Source organism: Paenibacillus methanolicus, from assembly GCF_008124765.1.
Taxonomy (GTDB): Bacteria; Bacillota; Bacilli; order Paenibacillales; family Paenibacillaceae; genus Paenibacillus_Z; species Paenibacillus_Z methanolicus.
In genome coordinates, this window is record NZ_VNHS01000010.1 from 157,444 (window position 1) to 177,129 (window position 19,686).

General features: G+C 58.5%; 20 protein-coding genes. 3 read left to right on the top strand and 17 right to left on the bottom strand.

What is annotated here, in order from left to right:
* Nucleotides 1-5: 5 nt before the first annotated feature.
* Nucleotides 6-677: an HAD family hydrolase gene (locus BCM02_RS24955; protein ID WP_148931848.1), complete on the bottom strand. Its 672-nt coding sequence runs from the start codon at nucleotides 675-677 to the stop codon at nucleotides 6-8.
* A gap of 102 nt (nucleotides 678-779) precedes the next feature.
* A complete protein-coding gene (locus BCM02_RS24960; RefSeq protein ID WP_148931849.1) occupies nucleotides 780-1,919 on the bottom strand; it encodes a phosphodiester glycosidase family protein in 1,140 nt (379 codons plus the stop codon).
* Nucleotides 1,920-2,187: 268 nt separating this feature from the next.
* Here BCM02_RS24960 and BCM02_RS24965 point away from each other — a divergent pair, with 268 nt between their 5' ends.
* Entirely contained in the window at nucleotides 2,188-2,508 is a 321-nt protein-coding gene (locus BCM02_RS24965) for a hypothetical protein (protein WP_148931850.1), read from the top strand.
* Between the two features lie 73 nt (nucleotides 2,509-2,581).
* On the opposite strand, the gene BCM02_RS24970 is transcribed toward BCM02_RS24965, so the two are convergent.
* The 11 genes from BCM02_RS24970 to moaA form a co-directional block, all read right to left on the bottom strand.
* Nucleotides 2,582-3,151 (bottom strand): manganese catalase family protein, encoded by a 570-nt coding sequence (locus BCM02_RS24970; RefSeq protein ID WP_148931851.1) that lies wholly within the window; start codon nucleotides 3,149-3,151, stop codon nucleotides 2,582-2,584.
* 56 nt (nucleotides 3,152-3,207) lie between these two features.
* Nucleotides 3,208-3,474: a spore coat protein CotJB gene (locus tag BCM02_RS24975; protein WP_148931852.1), complete on the bottom strand. Its 267-nt coding sequence runs from the start codon at nucleotides 3,472-3,474 to the stop codon at nucleotides 3,208-3,210.
* The gene (locus BCM02_RS24980; protein ID WP_148931853.1) at nucleotides 3,471-3,701 is read right to left on the bottom strand and encodes a spore coat associated protein CotJA; all 231 of its coding nucleotides are present in this window, start codon (nucleotides 3,699-3,701) and stop codon (nucleotides 3,471-3,473) included. Before BCM02_RS24980 ends, BCM02_RS24975 begins: the two co-directional genes overlap by 4 nt.
* A 220-nt stretch (nucleotides 3,702-3,921) precedes the next feature.
* Entirely contained in the window at nucleotides 3,922-4,956 is a 1,035-nt protein-coding gene (gene ytvI, locus BCM02_RS24985; RefSeq protein ID WP_148931854.1) for a sporulation integral membrane protein YtvI, read from the bottom strand.
* Between the two features lie 20 nt (nucleotides 4,957-4,976).
* The gene (locus BCM02_RS24990; RefSeq protein WP_148931855.1) at nucleotides 4,977-6,338 is read right to left on the bottom strand and encodes a hemolysin family protein; all 1,362 of its coding nucleotides are present in this window, start codon (nucleotides 6,336-6,338) and stop codon (nucleotides 4,977-4,979) included.
* 33 nt (nucleotides 6,339-6,371) lie between these two features.
* Nucleotides 6,372-7,499: a radical SAM/CxCxxxxC motif protein YfkAB gene (gene yfkAB / locus BCM02_RS24995; protein WP_148931856.1), complete on the bottom strand. Its 1,128-nt coding sequence runs from the start codon at nucleotides 7,497-7,499 to the stop codon at nucleotides 6,372-6,374.
* 407 nt (nucleotides 7,500-7,906) lie between these two features.
* Entirely contained in the window at nucleotides 7,907-9,004 is a 1,098-nt protein-coding gene (locus BCM02_RS25000; RefSeq protein WP_148931857.1) for an HD-GYP domain-containing protein, read from the bottom strand.
* A gap of 144 nt (nucleotides 9,005-9,148) precedes the next feature.
* Nucleotides 9,149-9,994, bottom strand: coding sequence for an undecaprenyl-diphosphate phosphatase (locus tag BCM02_RS25005; protein ID WP_148932065.1), 846 nt, complete (start codon nucleotides 9,992-9,994; stop codon nucleotides 9,149-9,151).
* Nucleotides 9,995-10,218: 224 nt separating this feature from the next.
* Nucleotides 10,219-11,676 carry a bifunctional metallophosphatase/5'-nucleotidase gene (locus BCM02_RS25010; protein ID WP_148931858.1) on the bottom strand — a complete coding sequence of 486 codons (1,458 nt, stop codon included), beginning with the start codon at nucleotides 11,674-11,676 and terminating at the stop codon, nucleotides 10,219-10,221.
* Between the two features lie 21 nt (nucleotides 11,677-11,697).
* The gene (locus BCM02_RS25015; protein ID WP_148931859.1) at nucleotides 11,698-12,168 is read right to left on the bottom strand and encodes a hypothetical protein; all 471 of its coding nucleotides are present in this window, start codon (nucleotides 12,166-12,168) and stop codon (nucleotides 11,698-11,700) included.
* Nucleotides 12,169-12,201: 33 nt separating this feature from the next.
* Nucleotides 12,202-13,203, bottom strand: a complete 1,002-nt coding sequence (gene moaA / locus BCM02_RS25020) for a GTP 3',8-cyclase MoaA (RefSeq protein ID WP_246183543.1) — start codon at nucleotides 13,201-13,203, stop codon at nucleotides 12,202-12,204.
* A gap of 105 nt (nucleotides 13,204-13,308) precedes the next feature.
* On the opposite strand from moaA, the gene BCM02_RS36395 reads away from it, so the two are divergent.
* Complete coding sequence (locus tag BCM02_RS36395; protein WP_148931861.1) at nucleotides 13,309-14,043, top strand: molybdenum cofactor biosynthesis protein; 735 nt, start codon at nucleotides 13,309-13,311, stop codon at nucleotides 14,041-14,043.
* A gap of 83 nt (nucleotides 14,044-14,126) precedes the next feature.
* Nucleotides 14,127-15,197, top strand: a complete 1,071-nt coding sequence (locus BCM02_RS25030; protein WP_148931862.1) for a ThiF family adenylyltransferase — start codon at nucleotides 14,127-14,129, stop codon at nucleotides 15,195-15,197.
* A 92-nt stretch (nucleotides 15,198-15,289) separates the two neighbouring features.
* On the opposite strand, the gene sufB is transcribed toward BCM02_RS25030, so the two are convergent.
* Genes sufB through sufD form a run of 4 tightly spaced genes read right to left on the bottom strand, consistent with a single transcriptional unit; the run spans nucleotide 15,290 to nucleotide 19,672 of the window.
* Nucleotides 15,290-16,687: a Fe-S cluster assembly protein SufB gene (gene sufB, locus BCM02_RS25035; RefSeq protein ID WP_148931863.1), complete on the bottom strand. Its 1,398-nt coding sequence runs from the start codon at nucleotides 16,685-16,687 to the stop codon at nucleotides 15,290-15,292.
* Between the two features lie 42 nt (nucleotides 16,688-16,729).
* Nucleotides 16,730-17,152, bottom strand: coding sequence for a Fe-S cluster assembly sulfur transfer protein SufU (sufU, locus tag BCM02_RS25040; RefSeq protein WP_148931864.1), 423 nt, complete (start codon nucleotides 17,150-17,152; stop codon nucleotides 16,730-16,732).
* On the bottom strand, nucleotides 17,139-18,365 hold the full coding sequence (locus tag BCM02_RS25045) for a cysteine desulfurase (RefSeq protein ID WP_148931865.1): 1,227 nt from the start codon (nucleotides 18,363-18,365) through the stop codon (nucleotides 17,139-17,141). Before BCM02_RS25045 ends, sufU begins: the two co-directional genes overlap by 14 nt.
* Nucleotides 18,362-19,672 (bottom strand): Fe-S cluster assembly protein SufD, encoded by a 1,311-nt coding sequence (gene sufD, locus BCM02_RS25050; protein ID WP_148931866.1) that lies wholly within the window; start codon nucleotides 19,670-19,672, stop codon nucleotides 18,362-18,364. The genes BCM02_RS25045 and sufD overlap by 4 nt, the downstream gene beginning before the upstream one ends.
* Nucleotides 19,673-19,686: the final 14 nt, after the last annotated feature.

Sequence of the window (19,686 nt, forward strand, 5' to 3'; positions counted from 1 at the left end):
GCCGCTTATAGCGACAGCAACTCGCGAAAATCGCGGATGAGCACATCGGCGCCGGACAGCTCGTCCGGGCGGCCGTAGACCGCATACGCGCAGCCGATGACGGAAAGACCGTTGCCTTTGCCCGCTTCCACGTCGGAAGATCGGTCACCGACCATCCACGCGGATTCGAGGCCATGATCCCGAAGCAGCCTGGCGACCAGATCCACCTTCGTTGCCGTCTTATATTCGCCGGCGCTGTAGACGCCGTCGAACAGCTCCAGGATGCCTTGATGCTCCGCGACGCCTTTCACGTAATGCTCCAGGCCGTTGCTCGCGACGAACAGCTTGCGGCCGCGCGCCTTGAGTTCGCGCAGCACCTCCTCGACATGCGGATAGAGCGAGCCTTTTCCGGCTTCCAGTCCTTCCAGCTCATACTGAAGCATGAGGACGTCGGCGCGCAGTCTAGCCGCTTCCGTGCTGCCAGGCATCAGGTTCTTCCAAATATCCTCGAGCAGCATGCCCAAGCAGCCAAGCAGCTTCTCCACCGGCGGCGTCGGCTCCAGATAGAGCCCTTCCTCGCGCAGCGTATCGAATATTCGCTCATGCACGCCGCGCAGCAGCGTATCGGTCTCGAACAGCGTGCCGTCCATATCGAAAATAAGCGCCTGCGGCTCAGGCAAGCGTGGCGTTTGTTCCATGATCCGCTTCTCCCCTTTCATGTCTGCACTTATGATACTGGAAAGGGGTGGGGGACGCAATGAGAAGGCGGGGGCTCAACATGGTGAATGCTGCCAGTCCAATCACCATCTCCCACCATCAATATCTCCCGGCCCCAGCCCCGCCCACACGTTCGGAATGTCGACCGACTCGGAGTCGTTGAAGACGAGGAACGCGGTCGGCAGGTAGCGCCCCTCTTCGCTCTTGGTCGACGGACGGTTGAGTACCTTGTCGTCCTTGACGAGCACGGTGGACGAGCCGCCGTCCAGATTTGCCGCGATGACGGCGCCATGCTCGAGCATAATATTTTGCACGTCGTACAGGTTCGCGCCAATGCTGTGCCCCGGCTGGCGGCCGTCGATGACGACGAAGATAATCGCCCCGTCCTCTCGCTGGCCCATCGCCGTGCGCGGCGCGATGCCCCAACCGTCCTTGGCGTTCTTGATGAGCCCTTTGCCGTTGACGATGAGCCGCGGCTGGAACGAGACCGCCTCGCGCACGTTCAGATCTTTCATCTCCTGCAGCGAGTAACGGCCCGCGATCATTTTGCCGTTGTAGTCAAGCCCGACGATCTGCGTCGTCGTTTTCTTGCCCAGGTCGCTATAGAAGATTTCGCCGCGCGATATGACGACGCCGATCGGCTGGAACCCGTTGCCCTGCCAATTCGGGTCCGCGAACCCGCCCGCGTTGACCCCGGCGACCGCGCCCGTCCGCTCGACCATGCTGCGCACCCGCTCGCCCCGGCCTTGCTTAGCCGGCACCCCGAGGCGGATCTTCGTCGAGTCGTTCACGATCATGACATGGCCTTTGTAACCTGTTCCGGAGATTTCCTCGATCTCGACGAGCGGCTTCGTCACGGTTTCCGCTACCGTCTCCGTCGCCGCGGGCCGCACGATTTCATGCGTGTCCACCTCGACCCCCATCTGCTCCTCGACCGCTTTTTTCTCCGCGACCCGCTTGTCCAGCTCGACTTGTCCGATGATATATTTGGCCCAATGCCGATGCTGCGTGATGATAAGCGAATCGGCGGCCAGATATCGTAAGTTGGTGCCGGACGGCGTAAGAAACAGCCATCCGAGCCCCGATGCCGCGATCAGCATAAGGAAGGTCGCAACGTATAAGAATGCTTTAAACGACCGGCGCTTGCGCATGCGGCGCTTCATGCTTTTCGCTTGCATGGCCGCCTGCGCGCGCGTTGCCGCCGGAGAGAGTTGTGCTGCCATCTTCGTGCTTCCCCGCTTTCCATCGTCGTACTTAGCTACAATCTAGACGACGGGGAGAAGCTGAAGGTTTCGTGCCGGCGATAGTTTACTAATTAAGTAAATCAATCGCGCAATTCCGGAAGCCCACGGCCAAAGCATACCCAATTGTTACAGACCGGCGAACATTGCGCATGCGTTCAAAAAACGTTCATCCCCCTCGCCTTTACGGCGATTTCTCCCGTGTTACGATAAGGGCAACCAAACGGAAATCCGGAGAGGAGCCATCCTTGTGTTAGATAAAGCGAAGGTCTATTATGAAGCGCGCACCACGTACTACTCCGTCGTTCTCGTCGTTAACGTGATCGCCATGGCAGCCCTCACGTCGCTTGCGATGGCTCATTTCGTCGTGTTCGTCGCCAGCCTGCTCGTCTATTCGTACGGCTTGCGCCACGCGCTCGTCGCCGAGCTGACGGCCTCGCTCGATCTCCCGGTTCGCGGCGCCCGGCGTCCCCGTTTCGTCCAGCAATGGAAGCGCACCGCGGTGCTTTGGTTCTCGCTGCTGTACACCGTGACGCTAACGGCGCTCACGTTCGCCATGCAAACCATCTGATCATCGACAAGCAGGGACCGCGGCGCTAATCCGGATGGATATGCGCGGGCGCTCCCTGTTTTTTGCGTATCCGCTAAAATACCTTCTTCGCTTCCCGATCCGCCTTAATGATCTCCACCGCTTCCTTGAACCGCATCGCGTGCACGACTTCCCGCTCCCTTAGAAATTTGAGGCCGTCCTGCAGGTCGACGTCGTCGGTCATGTCGATCAGCCACTGGTACGTCGCTCGCGCCTTCTCTTCCGCCGCGATATCTTCGTAAAGATCCGCGAGCGGATCGCCCTTGGCTTGAATATAAGCCGCGGTCCACGGCACGCCGTCCGCATTGACGTAGAACATCGCATGATCACGCTGCGCGTAGTTCGCGCCCAGCCCCGCCGCCTCCAGCTGCTCGACCGTCGCATCCTTCGTCAGCTTGTAGATCATCGTCGCGATCATTTCAAGGTGCGCGAATTCCTCTGTGCCTATATCGTTCAGCAGCCCGACTACCTTATCCGGAATCGTGTACCGCTGGTTTAAGTAGCGCAGCGCGGCGGCCAATTCGCCGTCGGCGCCGCCGTACTGCTCGAGCAGAAATTTCGCCATGCGCGGATCGCATTTGCTTACCCTTACCGGATATTGCAGTTTTTTTTCGTATACCCACATGCGTCTCTTCTGCCTCCTTTAAGTACGGTCCCCAAATCGAATCGAACCAGACTCGCCTATACCTGCCAAGGCCAAGGTGCTTCCGACCACTGCCACGGGAATTTCGAATAGCTGTGTCCGTAGTTCATCAGCGGTCCGTATTGATGCTCGAAATGATAGGCGCACTGCTGTCGCTTCTGGGCCAGCTGGTTAAATTGCGTCACCGCCTGCATGTCGTTCGGGTGGGTATCCAAGTACAAGTTCAGCTCGAGCAGGGCAAAATCCAGCTGCTGAAGCTCCAGAAGCTTCGCGTAATAGTTCGCGTCCAGCTGTTTCTCGCTCATGGCCTCGGTCCTCCCGTTCCGCATTTGGACTCATAAGGGCTGTACAGCGCAGGCCACAGCGTGCCGAGCTTCAACGCCTGATCGAGCGGGAACTGCGGCAAATTCATCGGCTGATACGGAATATACTGATTCGGCGGCACGACGTACGTCTTGACGATAATCGGCGGACACGGATCGAACGGACCGACGAACGGATACCACTCGCGAAGCTGATTGTTGGCGCTCACCGTTAAACCTCCTCTGGGGTGCAGACTACATCCTCGCTCATGTATATGCGGCGTCTATCGCTTTCTTGTTCGTTTTTTCGGCAATTTCCCGGGTAATAAGACAGGTTTGTCCATCGCCGCCGTTGTCGCCCCTCGAACATCGCCTACTCACGCACTCATGCAATGCACAAAAGCCTGCATCCGCTTGCGCGGCGCAGACTTTACGATAGGAGAGAGGACGTCAGTCCAGTTTAATTTTCGATTGGAACAGTCCCGCCTTGCGCGCCGCCATATAGACGATGACGACAAGCGGTCCGAGAAACACGCCGATAACCCCAACGAGCTTAAACCCGACGTACAAACTAATGAGCGCCGGCAGCGCCCCGATCCCGACCGCGTCGCCCAGCACCTTCGGCTCGACGATCCGGCGGAATACGGTAATGACGACGAACAGAATGAGCAAGCCCGCGCCCTCGAAGCTATGGTTGGTCAACAGAAGATAACCGGCCCACGGTACGAGCACCGATCCTGTCCCGAGTATCGGCAGAATATCGACGATGACGATGAGCAGCGCGATGGCTAGCGGATATTTGAGCCCCAGTATAAGCAGGCCGATCAACGTAATCACATAGGTCAGCGCGCTCAAAATAAGCTGCGAGCGGATAAAGCCCAGCACCGATTTGCGCAAATTCTCGAGCACCTGCTCCACTTGGCCGCGCGAGCGTTCGTCGAAAATGGAAAGAAACGACGACTTGAGCGACGTAAGGCTGAACGAGAACAAATACACCGCGACGAGAAACACGATGAAGAAGATGAACATGCCCGGAATGCCTTTGGCAAACCCGACGAACGTTTGCGAAATATTCGCCACCACGTTCACCAGCGAGTTGGACAATCCTTTCAGGGTGCTCTCCAGCTGGCTGGCCGCATCAGGCGGCATATGAGCATACAGTTCTTTGGCGCTGTCGATCGTCTGCTGAACGTAGGCGTTCGCATCGCTGACGACCCGAGGCGCTTTATCCCAGAACGCGATCACTTCCGCGAATAGCTTGACGCCGATGCCGATGAATAAGCCGATCAGCAGCACCGTAAACAGCGTACAAGAGATCACGCCCGCGGCCAGGCGGTTCAACCGGAATTTCCGCATGAACAACCGGTTGAGCGGTTCTAAGAAGATCGCCACCAGCAGGGCAAGCAGGAAAGGCGAGCCTACCGTGAACAGTAGGTACAAAAAAATGAGCCCTGCCGCGGCGGTCAATACTTGTTTCAAGGACATTGGTCCGGTTCCCCCTCTATCTATCTCCCCAATCCCTCAGGTTCATCCGAGGGAGCGTCTACGACCCGAAGTTTCGGCTGCTTGTAGATATGTACGCGAAGCACGCGCAGCTTAACACTTTCGGCCACTTCAAAAATATAACCGTCGTGGATAATTTTCTTCCCCTTGACCGGATTGCCTTCAAGCCTAGTGAACAGCCAGCCTCCGATCGTGTCGACATCCTCGTCTTCGATGTCCAGTTCGAACAGCCCGTTCACGTCCTCAATTAGCGTCCGGCCATCCACCGACGTCACCTCGCCATTTACGACGATGCTCGGCCCTTCCGTATCGAATTCGTCGTGGATCTCCCCGACGATTTCCTCCAAGATCAGCTCGGTCGTCAGCATCCCGGCCGTGCCGCCGTATTCGTCGACCACGATGGCGAGCTGGGAATGCTTGCGCTGCATCATTTTCAGCACATGGCTGATCTCCATCGATTCCGGCACGTTCAGAATCGGCCGCACGAATTTCTCCAGCTCGTGATCCTCGTCCGGATCGGCCATCAACAAGTCCGTAATATGGACGAACCCGATAATCTGATCTTTGTCGTCGACGCACACCGGAAAGCGGGTATGCTTCTTCTCGTAGACCAACTTCATGTTCTCTGCGAACGGCATTTCCGTATTCAGGCAGTCCATGTCCGTGCGCGGAAGCATGATCTCGCGGGCCAACCGGTCCGAGAACTCGAAAATATTATCGAACAGCGTCATCTCGTCCTTATCGATGATACCGCTCTTCGTGCTTTGATTCATCAGAATACGGATTTCTTCCTCCGTATGCGCGGAATCATGCTCGCTGGCCGGCGCAATGCCGACCCAGCGCAGCAGCCGGTTCGCGGTTCCGTTCAAGACAAAGATCGCCGGAAGGAACAGCCGGTAGAACCAGAGCAGCGGAACGGCCAGCCATAGCGAGGTTGCCACCGACTTGCGGATCGCCAGCGACTTGGGCGCAAGTTCCCCGAGCACGATGTGGAGGAATGTAATGACCACGAAGCCGATAATAACCGATACGGTCGTTATGAGTCCTTCATCCGCCATGCCGAGCCGGTAGAACAGCGGTTCCACGATCAACTCCGAAATCGCCGGCTCCCCGACCCACCCTAGCCCGAGCGAAGCGAGCGTAATGCCAAGCTGCGTCGCGGACAAGTAGGCGTCAAGCTTGCCGTTCACTTTAAGCGCGTAACGGGCGCGGACGTTCCCTTCGCCGGCCAGCTGCGTCAGCTGCGTCGAACGCACTTTGACGAGCGCGAATTCGGCGGCGACGAACAGACCGTTGAGCATGACGAGCAAAATGACGAGCAGCAGGTTGAGTACGATAGGTCCGAGATGAAATTCGGTATGCAAGGCCGTAAATCCGCTCCTCTCTCCCGCCTTTTCTTAATACATAACCGCCTGGCGCTTCGTGAAATCGACATCCTTATAGTACATGTCCTTCACGAGCAGGTTCGGTCCGCAGCAGGAAGCTTGCGGGCAATGGCAGCTGACGCTTGCCGCGAGGGAATCGCCGAGCCAGCGGTTGAACAAGTCGCCGAGCCGGTCGCGCCGCACGTTGCCGAACGACGGCACGTCGGCGAAATCGGTCACGAACACGTCGCCCGTGAACAAATTGACGTTCAGGCGATTGCGGCCGTCGGGGTCGTTGCGCACGGTGACGTTCGGCTCCGACGCCAGCCGCCTCAGCAATTCGCGGTCCGCTTCGTTCTCGCTGCAATGGAAGAATGGCAGCGTGCCGAACAGCATCCAGACCGACTTGTCGCGGCGATCCAGCAGATCGGCGATCGCCCGGCGCATATCTCCGCCGCTGAGCACGGGCAAATTCGCCGCGAACGCGCTCGGATACATCGGATGCACCTCGTGACGCTGACAGCCCATCTCCATAATTAGTTTGTGAATCTCGACTATCTTCGTATGCGTCCGGTAGTTAATCATCGACTCCGCGGAGACGAGCAGTCCGCCTTCGGTCAGCCGACGCGTGTTGTCGATCATCCGTTCGTACATCCGCACCGCCGCCTCCCGCGGAACCGGATGTCCGCTCTTCGCGAATCCGACTTCGTGGAAATCATCGGCGTTCGTGTAGTTGAACGAAATATGCATGACGTCCAAATAAGGCGCGATCGCCTCGTAGCGCCCGTAGTCCAGCGTCACGTTCGAGTTGATCTGGGAGCGCACGCCCCGACTGCGGGCATATTTCAAGAGCGGGATGATATACTCGCGAACGGTGCGGTCCGCGAACGACGGCTCGCCGCCCGTGATGCTGATCGTCTGCAGATGCTCCACTTCGTCCAGCCGCCGCAGCATCAGGTCCAGCGGTAGCTTCTCCGGCTCGCGGAGCACGAGCGTATCGCCGACCGCGCAGTGCTCGCAGCGCATATTGCACAGGTTTGATACCGTCATCTCCACGCTCGTCAGGCGATGCCGGCCATATCGGTTCAAGGACGTGATCGGGTCCCATGGATCGTTCTGCGGGGATAACGGGGATAATGGATCATTCGATAATACTTTCATCACATGTCAACACCTTAACAGTTGAATTGTAGCGTTTATGAAGCAGATCGGAATTAAACAACTTTCAACGCCCGGGTATAATACCCTTTATTGTAATGTTCGCCACCTCAGGTTGCAATCTTTTGCGAGGCAAGGCAAGACGGTCGTACCGTCCATGATCAGACAAGGTGAAACGGCTGGCGCCGTCTTTGGCGGCACGGCGCGTTACATTCCGGAGAAATAGAAGCCTAATTATATACGTGAAACCTATAATCTCTTATATTTCAAGGTGAAACGGCTGGCGCCGTCTTTGGCGGCGCGGCGCGTTACATTCCGGAGAAATAGAAGCTGAAGGATAAGCGTGAAACTTATGCTTTCCTCTATGTAAAAAAGGGCCGTTGCCGGCCCCATATCCTCGTTATGTTCAATTAGTCGTTGTCAAACGCAGCGCCGACGCGCACGATCATGCAGCTGAGCTCCCGCGACAGATCCACTTCGTATGGCGCATGGATCGGCTGTCCGTCCCGGTCATACAGAATGCGGATCGTCGGCCGATGAGGCACGAGCGGATTCAGCTTGGCGACAACGCCCGCTTCCCCGGTCCCTAGCTTGACGGTGACGCCGATCGGGTAGATCGCCACGTGATCGCGGAAAACCTGCAGCATCCGCTGCTCGTACAACGTGCCGGAACCGGCGTACAGTCCTTCCATCGCTTCATGGGGGAGCATCGGATCGCGATATACTCGCGTCGTTGTCATAGCGTCGTACGAATCGACGAGACCGATCCACTTGGCGTATTCGTGGATTTGGTCGCCGGCGATCCCTCTCGGATACCCGCTCCCGTTCAGCCGTTCGTGATGCTGGAACGCGCAGTGCGCCGCCAGCAGCGGAATGTTCGGCTCATCTTTGAGTAGCAGATAGCCCCGCTCGGCATGCCGCTTCATCTCCTCGTACTCGTCCCGGCTCAGCGAGCCCGGCTTCTTCAGCACGCCCATGCTGATCTGAGTCTTGCCGACGTCGTGCAGCATCGCGCCCAGACCGAGCGTCATCAATTCGTCCCGGGTATAGCCGCTCGCGATGCCCAGCATCGTGGAATAGACGCATACGTTCAGCGAATGTTGGAACAAATAATCGTCGACGACGCCCATGTTCATGAGCATGATGAGCGCATGCTGTTGGCTGAGCAGATCGTCGAGCACCAAGTTCATCACGTCTCGGAATGGCTTGGAAATGTATGGATAAGGCCCGTTCTTCTGATTGGCGCCGTTCATCAAACTTTGGAATTGCTTGCGAATGGTGCCGAGCGCCTTGTGTCTCGTCTCGTCGCTGATCATGTCCGGCACGACCAAGTCCGCCGTTCGCGGATCCTCGATATAGATGAAGTGAACGCCGTGGTCCGATAACCGGTCGATTAATTTCGCGGTCAGCTCCACATGCTCCGCCAGCAGAACGAGTCCTTCTTCGGAATAGATTTTCTTCGCCAGCCTCATGCCGGGCGCGCATTGGGTGATCGATAATAGACGCATCGGATAGATCGGCCTTCCTTCATCTTTCCCTGTAGGAAATTCGACATTTTTCGTCGCACTGTCGTAATGTTAATGTAAGGGATATTGTGAAAAAGAGCAAGATGTATGCGAGGTTTGTCGACAAATTGTTCGATTTTTCGACGGTTACATGACAAAGATCCAGAACAACGCGGCGAGGAGAAAACGGTAGATGGCAAAATGCCTGAGCTTGATGCGCTGGATGTACCGAAGGAAGATGACGATGACCAGCCAGGCGACGAGGAACGAAGCGACGAAACCGACGAGAAAGAACGTCAAGTTGTCGCCTTGTATGTATTTGTAATTCTCTAGCAGCTCGTAACCCGTTGCGGCCGCCATGATGGGGATCGCCATAATGAATGAAAAATCGGCCGCAGCGCGGTAAGAAGCCCCGACGAGCATCCCGCCGGCGATCGTGGAGCCTGAACGGGAATAGCCCGGCCAGAGTGAGAGGCACTGCAATAAACCGATGAGGAACGCCTGTCGATAAGAGAGGTCGTCCAGCGTTTCGGAGACGGTCGCGATCTTGCCGCGTTCCACGAGCCACTCCGCCGCCCACATGTAGACCCCGCCCGCGACGAGCGCGAACAGCACCGGCAGCTGGTTGAAGCCGTCTCCCTTAATGATATCCCGTAGCAAGAAGGCGAGCAGCAGCGGCGGCACGATCCCGAGCGCGATATGGATCAAATTCAGCCTGCGGGAAGATCGTCGCCCGGCGGCGGACAGCTTGCCGATGACTTCGGTGCGGCGGGACAAGCCCAGCAGATTGGCGATGCGGGTACGATACACGATCGCCATCGCCAAGATCGCCGCCAGTTGGATGATGATCTCGAACGTAATGATGCGTTGGTCGTCCGGCGTATAGCCGAGCAGCTTGTTCGTCAGAATCATGTGGCCGGACGAGGACACGGGCAGAAACTCCGTCAGCCCTTCCACGAAGGCCAGTATAACCGCATTAATCAGCTCTCCCATAAGCGTCCCAGACACTCTCCTTTGCGAGATACAAGGCGAAACTCGTCTCGCCTTCTTTTAGCGGCGAGACGAGTTCCGTTCCGGATAAGCGGATTGGTTTGCGTTCACAATCGGTAGATTGGGAATGCAGCATTCAGCGATCGATAAGCGGATTGGTTTGCGTTCAGCGACGAGAAATACAGGATGATTTATAAGCGTGAAACTTATAAATTCCTGTATTTGGGTCACAGCGCGCCCGATTCGGCCGTCCATCTCGGCCGCAGGCAATCCCGCAGCGCGTCTTCGCTCTGCAGCTGGAGCGCCAGCACGCCGCGAATGAACTCGGGCAAATAATAGCGCACCTCGGTACCGAGTTTGATGGATTCGTAGCCGGCGCCGAACGTAAACATGTCGATCGTGCCCACCGCATAGTCCCGGTCGAGGTCGAACGGACGACCGTCGCTCAGCGTGATCCGCGTGATTTTGTTGTAATCCGGCGCGGACGGGTCCCATCGGATATCAAGTCCGTCTACCGCAAGCGTCCCTAAGACGAAGCCGCGGAACCCGAATCCTTTGATCGGCTTGTCGATGAACGCCTCCAGCAGCGATTCCTCCAACGCGCGCAAGAGATCCCTTCCGGATAGATTCATCCTGCACGGGTTGATCGGCGAAGGACACAGCGCGTGGATCTGGCCTTCGGTCACTTCGCCGGCGGACAAGCCGCCCAGCAGCTGACCCGCGTTGACCAGTCCAATCTCCGTCTCCGTCCATCGGCGCAAGCCGTAAGCGAGCAAATTGCATAGCGGCGATTCCTGGTCCGCGCGTGCCGGAAGCGGCTCGCGCAGCTCCGCTACGACGCGGCCAAGCCGATGCTTGCCCGACTCCAGATAACGCGCCGTTACAGCGGCGGCCGGCTCGTACTCTTCGAGCGCCGACACCGGTACGCATTCCGCGCGAATGAGCGGTTTGCCCGTTATAGGGTCAAGTCCTACTTCGACTCGCCCCACATATTCGCCGAACTTGCCGGCCGCGCATACATAGGTATCCCCGTACACTTCCGGTTGCTCCAGCAGATGATGGGTGTGGGCGCCTAGAATGAGATCGATGCTATCCAATTCCGCCGCGATCCGGCGATCGTATAGAATGCCCAGATGCGACAGCAGCACGATGACGTCGGCTTGCGGCCGCAGCGCTTCCGCTTGCTCGCGGATCTCGTCAAGCGGCTCCGATACCTCCCAATCCAGCAGCCGGTAGAACTCCGTATAGGCCGCCGTCGCGCCGATTAAGCCGAAACGGATGCCGCCTCTCGTCACGATGGCGCTCGGCTGCATCCAAGAAGGACGACGCGTCTCTCCGCTGCGCTTCAAGTTGGCGCACAGCGTCAAGAAGCTCGTGCCGCCTCCGTAGGCGCGTTCCAGCTGGTCCGCCGTCAACGTTAATCCTTCGTTGTTGCCGAGCGTGACCGCATCGTAACCGGCGGCGTGCAGGAGCGAGATATTCGCCTCCCCGTCGCTGCCTTCCGTTTCGAGCCGCGCCCGGTCCATATGATCCCCGATATCTAACGCCAGCACCTGTTCTTCGCCGTACCGGAGGCGGGTTTGATGGATATAGGATGCGATCTTCGCGGCGTTCTCGAGCCGGCTGTGAATATCGTTGCTGTGCAGCAGAACGACCGCGGAATGAGTAGGGTTCGTTTCGTTCATGCCAGCCTCCGTACGTGAGTGTTATCGTTTCTTCAGCATCTCCTGCGGCGAAAACGTGTTCTTGAAGCCATACGAAGCTTCGTCCTGCTCTTGTTCGAGACGCAGAAAACGGCAGACGACGACGCTTTTCACGTTCAAGCATTCGCTGGATCCGTTCGGCGCATACAGCCGGATCGGTCCGCCTTTGGCGAGCGGCTTGCCGTCCTGCGCGAATTGGAACGCCGCGTCCTGCAGCTGCGCCCATGGGATTAACGCTTCGAACGTATCCGCTGCTTCCACCTTCAGGTGCGTCGGGCGAGGACTCGCTTCCGTTAATCCTTGCGCCGCGCGCCATGACCCGTACCAGGCGGCAAAATCGAACGCCTCGCCCCCGCCGCCTTCCACCCGGTCCCCCAAAGGAAACGCGCTCCCGGCTAGCGTCGCCATCTCTTCCGGCGTAGTCATTGCCGCCTCGATTCCTTCATGTTCGATCCGAATCCGTTCTTCCGACATCCGTTGCTCCCCTCTCCCTGCCGATAGCTCCGGTTATCCGCCGATTTGGGACATCCGTCTTGCGGTCGGCTCATGGCTCAGTTCTTGATTCGCAAGTTTGGCCGCCATCTCGTGATTGAGCGGCTTCAAGTCCAGCGCGCGCATGAACAGGTCGTGCATCGCTTCCGGGTCGCCCAGCGCCGGCTTCACGTTCAGCTCGTCGACCCAATACAAGCACGGCTTCAGACCGCCGTCCGAGGTGAGGCGAAGCCGGTTGCAGTTCTTGCAGAAGTGGTCGCTGATCGGATGAATGAGGCCGAATGAACCGGCTCCGCCATCGATTAAATAGTCTTCCGACGGGCCGTTGCCCTTGATATCGTGCTTGGGGCTAACCGCAAATCCGGCTTCCTCCGCGATCTCGAGCACCCGCGACAATGGAAGATAATGCTTGCGCCAGCCTTCGTCGGCATGTCCGATCGGCATATATTCGATGAAACGCACGTGCAGCGGCTGCTCCGCGCTCATGCGCAGGAACGAGAGAATCTCGTCCTCGTTCACGCCTTTCAGCAGCACGCAGTTCAGCTTGATCGGCGAGAATCCGACGCGCGCGGCCGCTTCGATGCCTTCCATGACGCGCCTCAGATCGCCTCGGCGGGCGATGAATTTGAAGCGAGTCGGGTCAAGCGTGTCCAGACTGATGTTGACCCGGTTGACGCCGGCATCGCGAAGCGCTTGCGCTTGTGGCGCCAGCAGCACGCCGTTGGTCGTCAGCGATATATCCCGAATGCCATCGATGGCGGACAGCCTGGCGACCAGGCTGCTCAGATCTGGCCGGACGAGGGGCTCGCCGCCCGTGATCCGCAGCTTCGTAATGCCCAGCTTCGCCGCGGTTTGGACAACCTCCACGATGTCATCGTAACGAAGCAAGTCCGAAGAAGGAGCGAATTCTACGCCCTCTTCAGGCATGCAATATAAGCAACGCAGATTACAACGGTCGGTAACGGAGATGCGCAAATAATCATGCACCCGTCCAAAACGATCGGTCAATGTTTGCACGCCACAGCACTCCCCTTTCATTAGGTCCTATTAGCATAACATTTTTGAAGGGATTATGGTATGCTAGATGAACACGAAACCAACGGTAATGAGAGGTTTTCTGCCATGACGATCGAATGGAAACTGCAGCTATTTGCGGGACTCGCCGACCGGTTCGGCGCGCCCGTTATCACACTTGCGCGGGACGAGGAACAGATGACGGTTCAACAGTTCAAAGCCGCGTTGGCGCAGCAATATCCGGAGCATGAATCGCTGATCGGGATCGCGTTCGTCGCCTGCAACCAAGCCTATGCGGCAGATGGACAAATCATTCGGGCATCCGATGAGCTTGCCCTATTGCCGCCGGTGTCCGGCGGCGAAGATACGGCGGACGTTGCCGAAGCGCTAGCCGCCGAAGCGCCGCGCTACGTCATCACCTATGACCCGCTCTCCGTCGAGGCCATCACGAACCTCGTCATCGCGCCCGGCAACGGCGCGACGCTTACGTTCACGGGCACGACGAGAGAATGGACGCACGGCGTGCGTACCGTCCGTCTCGAGTACGAAGCTTACGTGCCGATGGCTCTGAAGACGCTGGAGCAGATCGGCGACGAGATCGCCGAGCGTTGGCCGGGAACGCTGTCCGCCATCTCGCACCGGCTCGGCGTCGTCGATATCGCGGAGATCAGCGTCGTCATCGCGGTCTCCTCCCCGCATCGAGACATGTGCTACGAAGCAAGCCGCTACGCGATCGAACGGCTGAAGCAGATCGTGCCGATCTGGAAGCGCGAAATCTGGGAAGACGGCTCCGAATGGAAGGGACATCAGCTTGGGCCCTGGAATCCGACGGCATCGCTTTAACCCGTTCCGCTAAGCTGACCCTGCCCTTCCAACATGCACCTTAACGCACTACCTTATTCCGCAGTATGGAGGAGACATCTCGCATGACCGAACATCAACTCGCCCCCTCCGGACGGCCAACCGACGAGCAGCGTTACGCCCGCCAGATGCGCTATGCGCCGATCGGCCCGGACGGACAAGCCTTGCTTGGCGCGAGCCGGGCGGCAATCGTCGGACTCGGCGCGCTGGGCTCCGTCGCCGCCCAGCATCTGGCGCGCGCGGGCGTCGGCTTCCTCCGTCTCGTCGACCGCGACGTGCTGGAGTGGAGCAACTTGCAGCGTCAGGTGCTCTATACGGAAGACGACGTGGCGCGCATGCTGCCCAAAGCGGAAGCCGCCGCCGCGCGGCTCCAAGCGGTGAACAGCTCCATCGTTCTCGAGCCGGTCATCGCCGACGTTACCGGCTTGAACGCGGAAGCGCTGCTAGGCGATGTCGACGTCATTATCGACGGGTCCGATAACTTCTCCGTACGCTACTTGATTAACGACGTCAGTCTGAAGCACGGCATTCCGTGGATCTACGGAGGCGTCGTCGGCGCGACCGGCATGACAATGAATTTCCACCCCGGCGAGACGCCGTGCTTCCGCTGCCTGTTCCCGGCCCCGCCCGCGACGGGCGCCGTGGATACGTGCGATACGGCCGGCGTCCTCGCGCCGGCCGTCGACGTCGTCGCTTCGCTGCAGGCGGCCGAAGCGCTGAAACTGCTGAGCGGCAATCGCGCCGCGATGCGCGGCACGCTGCTGCAGCTCGACCTGTGGTACCACCAGTGGATGCCGCTTCAAGTCGGCGGTTCGCGCCGGGACGACTGCCCGGCATGCGCGCAACGGCAGTACGATTATCTGGACCAGCGTAATGCCGAGCCGGCCGCGGCCGCGCTGTGCGGCCGGTCGACGGTCCAGATCACGCCTGCCGACGGCGCGCAGCCCGTCTCCTTAAACGTCCTCGAGGGGCGGCTTGCCCGAATCGGCGAAGTCGAGCGGAATCCGTTCCTGCTGCGCTATCGCCGGGACGAAGAGATCGTCGCGGTCGTGTTCGCCGACGGTCGCGCGCTCATCCAAGGCACGGAAGACCCGCTGGTCGCCAGACGCGTCTACGCGGAGCTGTTCGGCGTCTAAGACGCCATCGGCTCTGTCATCCATATACTAAAAAACTCCGGTTCGCCGCCAAGGCGGTAACCGGAGTTTTTTGTATCTGAGAAGGCGGATCGTTAACCGATCGAGCCTTCCATTTCGAATTTGATGAGACGATTCATCTCGACCGCGTATTCCATCGGCAGCTCTTTCGTGAACGGCTCGATGAAGCCCATGACGATCATTTGCGTCGCTTCCGCTTCCGTCAGACCGCGGCTCATCAGGTAGAAGAGTTGATCCTCGGACACTTTGGACACGGTCGCTTCATGCTCGAGCGTAATGTTGTCGTTCATGATTTCGTTGTACGGAATCGTGTCGGACGTCGATTGGTTGTCGAGAATGAGCGTATCGCATTTGATGTTCGCCTTGGAGCCTTCGGAGTTGCGGCCGAAGGAAGCAAGACCGCGGTACGTGACTTTGCCGCCGTGCTTACTGATCGACTTGGAGACGATCGTCGACGTCGTGTCCGGCGCCAGGTGGATCATTTTCGCGCCCGCGTCTTGGTGTTGGCCTTTGCCCGCTACCGCGATCGATAGAACCATGCCTTTCGCGCCGCGGCCTTTGAGCACGACCGCCGGGTATTTCATCGTCAGCTTGGAGCCGATGTTGCCGTCGACCCACTCCATCGTCGCGTTCTCTTCCGCAACCGCGCGTTTCGTTACGAGGTTGTAGATGTTCGGCGCCCAGTTCTGGATCGTCGTGTAACGAACGCGCGCGTTCTTCTTGCAAATGATCTCGACGACCGCGCTGTGCAGCGAGTTCGTGCTGTATACAGGAGCCGTGCAGCCCTCAACATAGTGCACGAAGCTATCTTCGTCCGCGATGATGAGCGTACGCTCGAATTGGCCCATGTTCTCCGAGTTGATCCGGAAGTAAGCTTGAAGCGGAATTTCGCACTTCACGCCTTTCGGGACGTAGATGAAGCTGCCGCCCGACCATACCGCGCTGTTGAGCGCCGCGAACTTGTTGTCCGCCGGAGGAATAATCGTGCCGAAATATTCTCTGAAGATCTCCGGATGCTCGCGAAGCGCCGTGTCCGTGTCCATGAATAGAACGCCTTGCTTCTCCAGATCTTCCTGCATGTTATGGTACACGACCTCGGACTCATATTGCGCGGATACGCCGGCAAGGAACTTCTGCTCTGCTTCCGGAATACCGAGTTTATCGAATGTTTCTTTAATCTCTTGCGGCACTTCTTCCCACGTCTTGCCTTGTTTCTCGGACGGCTTGACGTAATACTGGATATCGTTGAAATCTAGGTCGTCAAGCTCTCCGCCCCATCGCGGCAGCGGCATTTTGAAGAACTGCTCCAACGATTTGAGACGGAATTCCAACATCCATTCCGGCTCGCCTTTCATTTCGGAAATCGTGCGGACGATCTCCGGCGTCAACCCTTTACCGGATTGGAATATCGCTTTGTGCTCATCGCGAAAGCCATATTTATACTCTTCCATTTCTGGCATGCTTTTAGCCATGGGTAAGCCTCCCTTTGTATGATGCGCGCATCTCGTGCACGGTTACGATTGTTGTTCGACTCCCTTGCGGAGCGCATTCCAGGCGAGCGTGGCACATTTGATGCGCGCCGGGAATTTGCTAACGCCCGACAACGCTTCAATATCTTCGTTCTCGTCGAATTCGACGTCTTCGCCTTTGATGAAGGCGGAGAACTTCTCCGCCATCGCGAGCGCTTCGGCAAGCGTCCGGTCCTTGACCGCTTCGGTCATCATCGATGCCGATGACATGCTGATCGAGCAGCCTTCGCCAGTAAACTTAGCTTGCTTCACCACGCCATCCTCCACCTGCAGCTGAAGCTGGATGCGGTCGCCGCAGGTCGGGTTGTTCAAATTGACGGTCACGGCGTCTTCTTCAAGCGTCCCGCGGTTACGCGGGTTTTTGTAATGATCCATGATGACGCGGCGGTACAAATCATCCAATTGCATAACCGAAGAACTCCTTTGCGTGCCCGAGGGCGTCCACAAGCCGTTCAACGTCCTCTTCGGTATTGTAGATATAAAAGCTTGCGCGCGCCGTGGCCGATACGTTCAGCCAGCGCATCAGCGGCTGCGCGCAGTGGTGGCCTGCGCGAATCGCTATGCCGCGCGTATCGAGCACGGTCGCCACGTCATGCGGGTGAACATCGTCCAGATTGAACGTGATCAGACCCGCGCGGTCGTGCGCCGGACCGTAGATCGTAAGGCCGTCGATCTCGCTCATCCGCTTATACGCGTAAGCGGTCAGCGCGTGCTCGTGGCGCTCGATCTCATCCATGCCGATCTCCTGGAGGAAATCGATCGCCGCTCCGAGACCAACCGCGCCGGCGATGATCGGCGTGCCTCCTTCGAATTTGTACGGCAGCTCCTTCCACGTCGATTCGTACAGATCCACGTGGTCGATCATTTCGCCGCCGAATTCGACCGGCTCCATCCGTTCGAGCAGCTCCTTCTTGCCATATAATGCGCCGATACCCGTAGGCGCGCACATTTTGTGGCCGGAGAATGCATAAAAATCACAATCGAGATCGCGCACGTCGACACGCTTATGCGGGGTGCTCTGCGCGCCATCCACGACCATCTTGGCGCCGTGCTTGTGCGCGATAGCCGCGATTTCTTTCACCGGGTTGACCACGCCGAGCACGTTCGATACGTAGACGACCGAGACAATCTTCGTCCGGTCCGTAATCGTCGCTTCCGCGTCCTCGATCCGGATGGAGCCATCCGGCTGGAGCGGAATGTACTTGAGCGTCGCGCCGGTCGCCTTCGCGACCTGCTGCCACGGAATCAGATTGCTGTGATGCTCCATCGGCGTCAGGACGATCTCGTCGCCTTCGCCGCATACTTCCCGCGCATAGCTGCTCGCTACGATGTTCAGCGCCGTCGTTGTGCCCCGGGTGAAAATGATTTCCTGCGCGCTCGCCGCATTGATGAATGCGCGAACCTTCTCGCGTGCCCCTTCGTATGCGTCCGTTGCACGAGAGCCCAGCGTGTGAACGCCGCGATGCACGTTGGCGTTGTCGAGTTCGTAGTAACGTGTAACCGCATCAATGACGGAACGCGGCTTCTGTGAAGATGCCGCGCTGTCCAAATAGACGAGCCGATGCCCGTTTATATCTTGATGCAGAATCGGGAACTGTTCCCGAATCGCCTCAATGTTCATGCCTCCAGCTTCCTTTCAAGCAGGGAACGAAGCTGCTCTTGTACCGCCTCGATCGGAATTTCCTCGACGACCGGCGCCAAGAAGCCGTTGATGATCAGACGCTCCGCTTCGCGCTTCGAGATCCCGCGGGACATCAGGTAGTACACCTGCTCCGGGTTAACTTGGCCCACGCTTGCCGCATGGCCTGCGGTTACGTCGTCTTCGTCGATCAGCAGAATCGGGTTGGCGTCGCCGCGCGACTTAGGGCTGAGCATAAGCACTTTCTCCGTTTGCTCGCCGTTCGCTTTGGTGGCGCCCTTCTCGATCTTCGTCACGCCGTTGATGATCGCGGTTGCCGCGTCCTTCATGACCGCGCGCGTCACCATCTGGCTGTCCGAGCTGCGGCCGACGTGAACCGCGCCGGTCGTCAAGCTCATTTGCTGCTTGCCGGAGCCGATGCTGATCACTTTCGCGTCCGACGTCGAACCGTTGCCGCGAAGCAGGGAACGCGTATCGGACAGCGTGTTGCCGTCGTGCAGATCGCCGACGATCCATTCGATGCGACCGTCGTTCTCGACGATGGCGCGGCGAATCGAGAGGTCGATGATGTTCTCGGCCATGTGGTGGATCGTCGCGAAACGGACATGGGCGCCCGGCTTCACGATCACTTCGACGACCGACTGTTTCACGAGCGTCGCCGCGCCGGCGCCTTCGAACGCGCTGCTGACGTTGTCGACGTACGTCACGCGGCTGTTGTTGTCGGCCACGACCAAGATGTGCGGCGCGAATGTCGCTTCCGCGTCGTCGCTGAAGAGCAACGCTTGGAGCGGCAGCTCGACTTCAACGTTCTTCGGCACGTACAGGAATACGCCGCCGTTCCAGATCGCCGAGTGCAGCGCCGTCAGTTTGTCTTCATCCTGCGCGACGGCTTTGAACAGATATTGTTGGACGAGATCGCCGTGCTCGCGCGCCGCCGTCTCGAGATCGGTGAAAATAACGCCTTTGCTTTGCAGCTCGGCCGACAGCTGTTTGAATACGATGCCGGAGTTGCGCTGCACGACGAAGCCCGCAGGCGATTCGCCGCTCAGGTTGCTTACCGCCTCGGGCAGCTCGTCTGCCGAAGCGATGGCCGCTTGCGGCTTGTAACCGCCGATAGCCGTTAAATCCCAACGGTCGATCCGGACTTTCTCCGGTTTCGGCCATTCCAGTGTTTCCGAAAGCTCCGCGCCTTGTCCGCGCAGCGCCGTGAGCCATGCCGGCTCGCCCTTGCTGCGGGAGAGCGCTTCGGCCGCTTCGCGGTTAACCGGAGTCGATAGTTGTGTACTCATTTCGATGCTCCTCC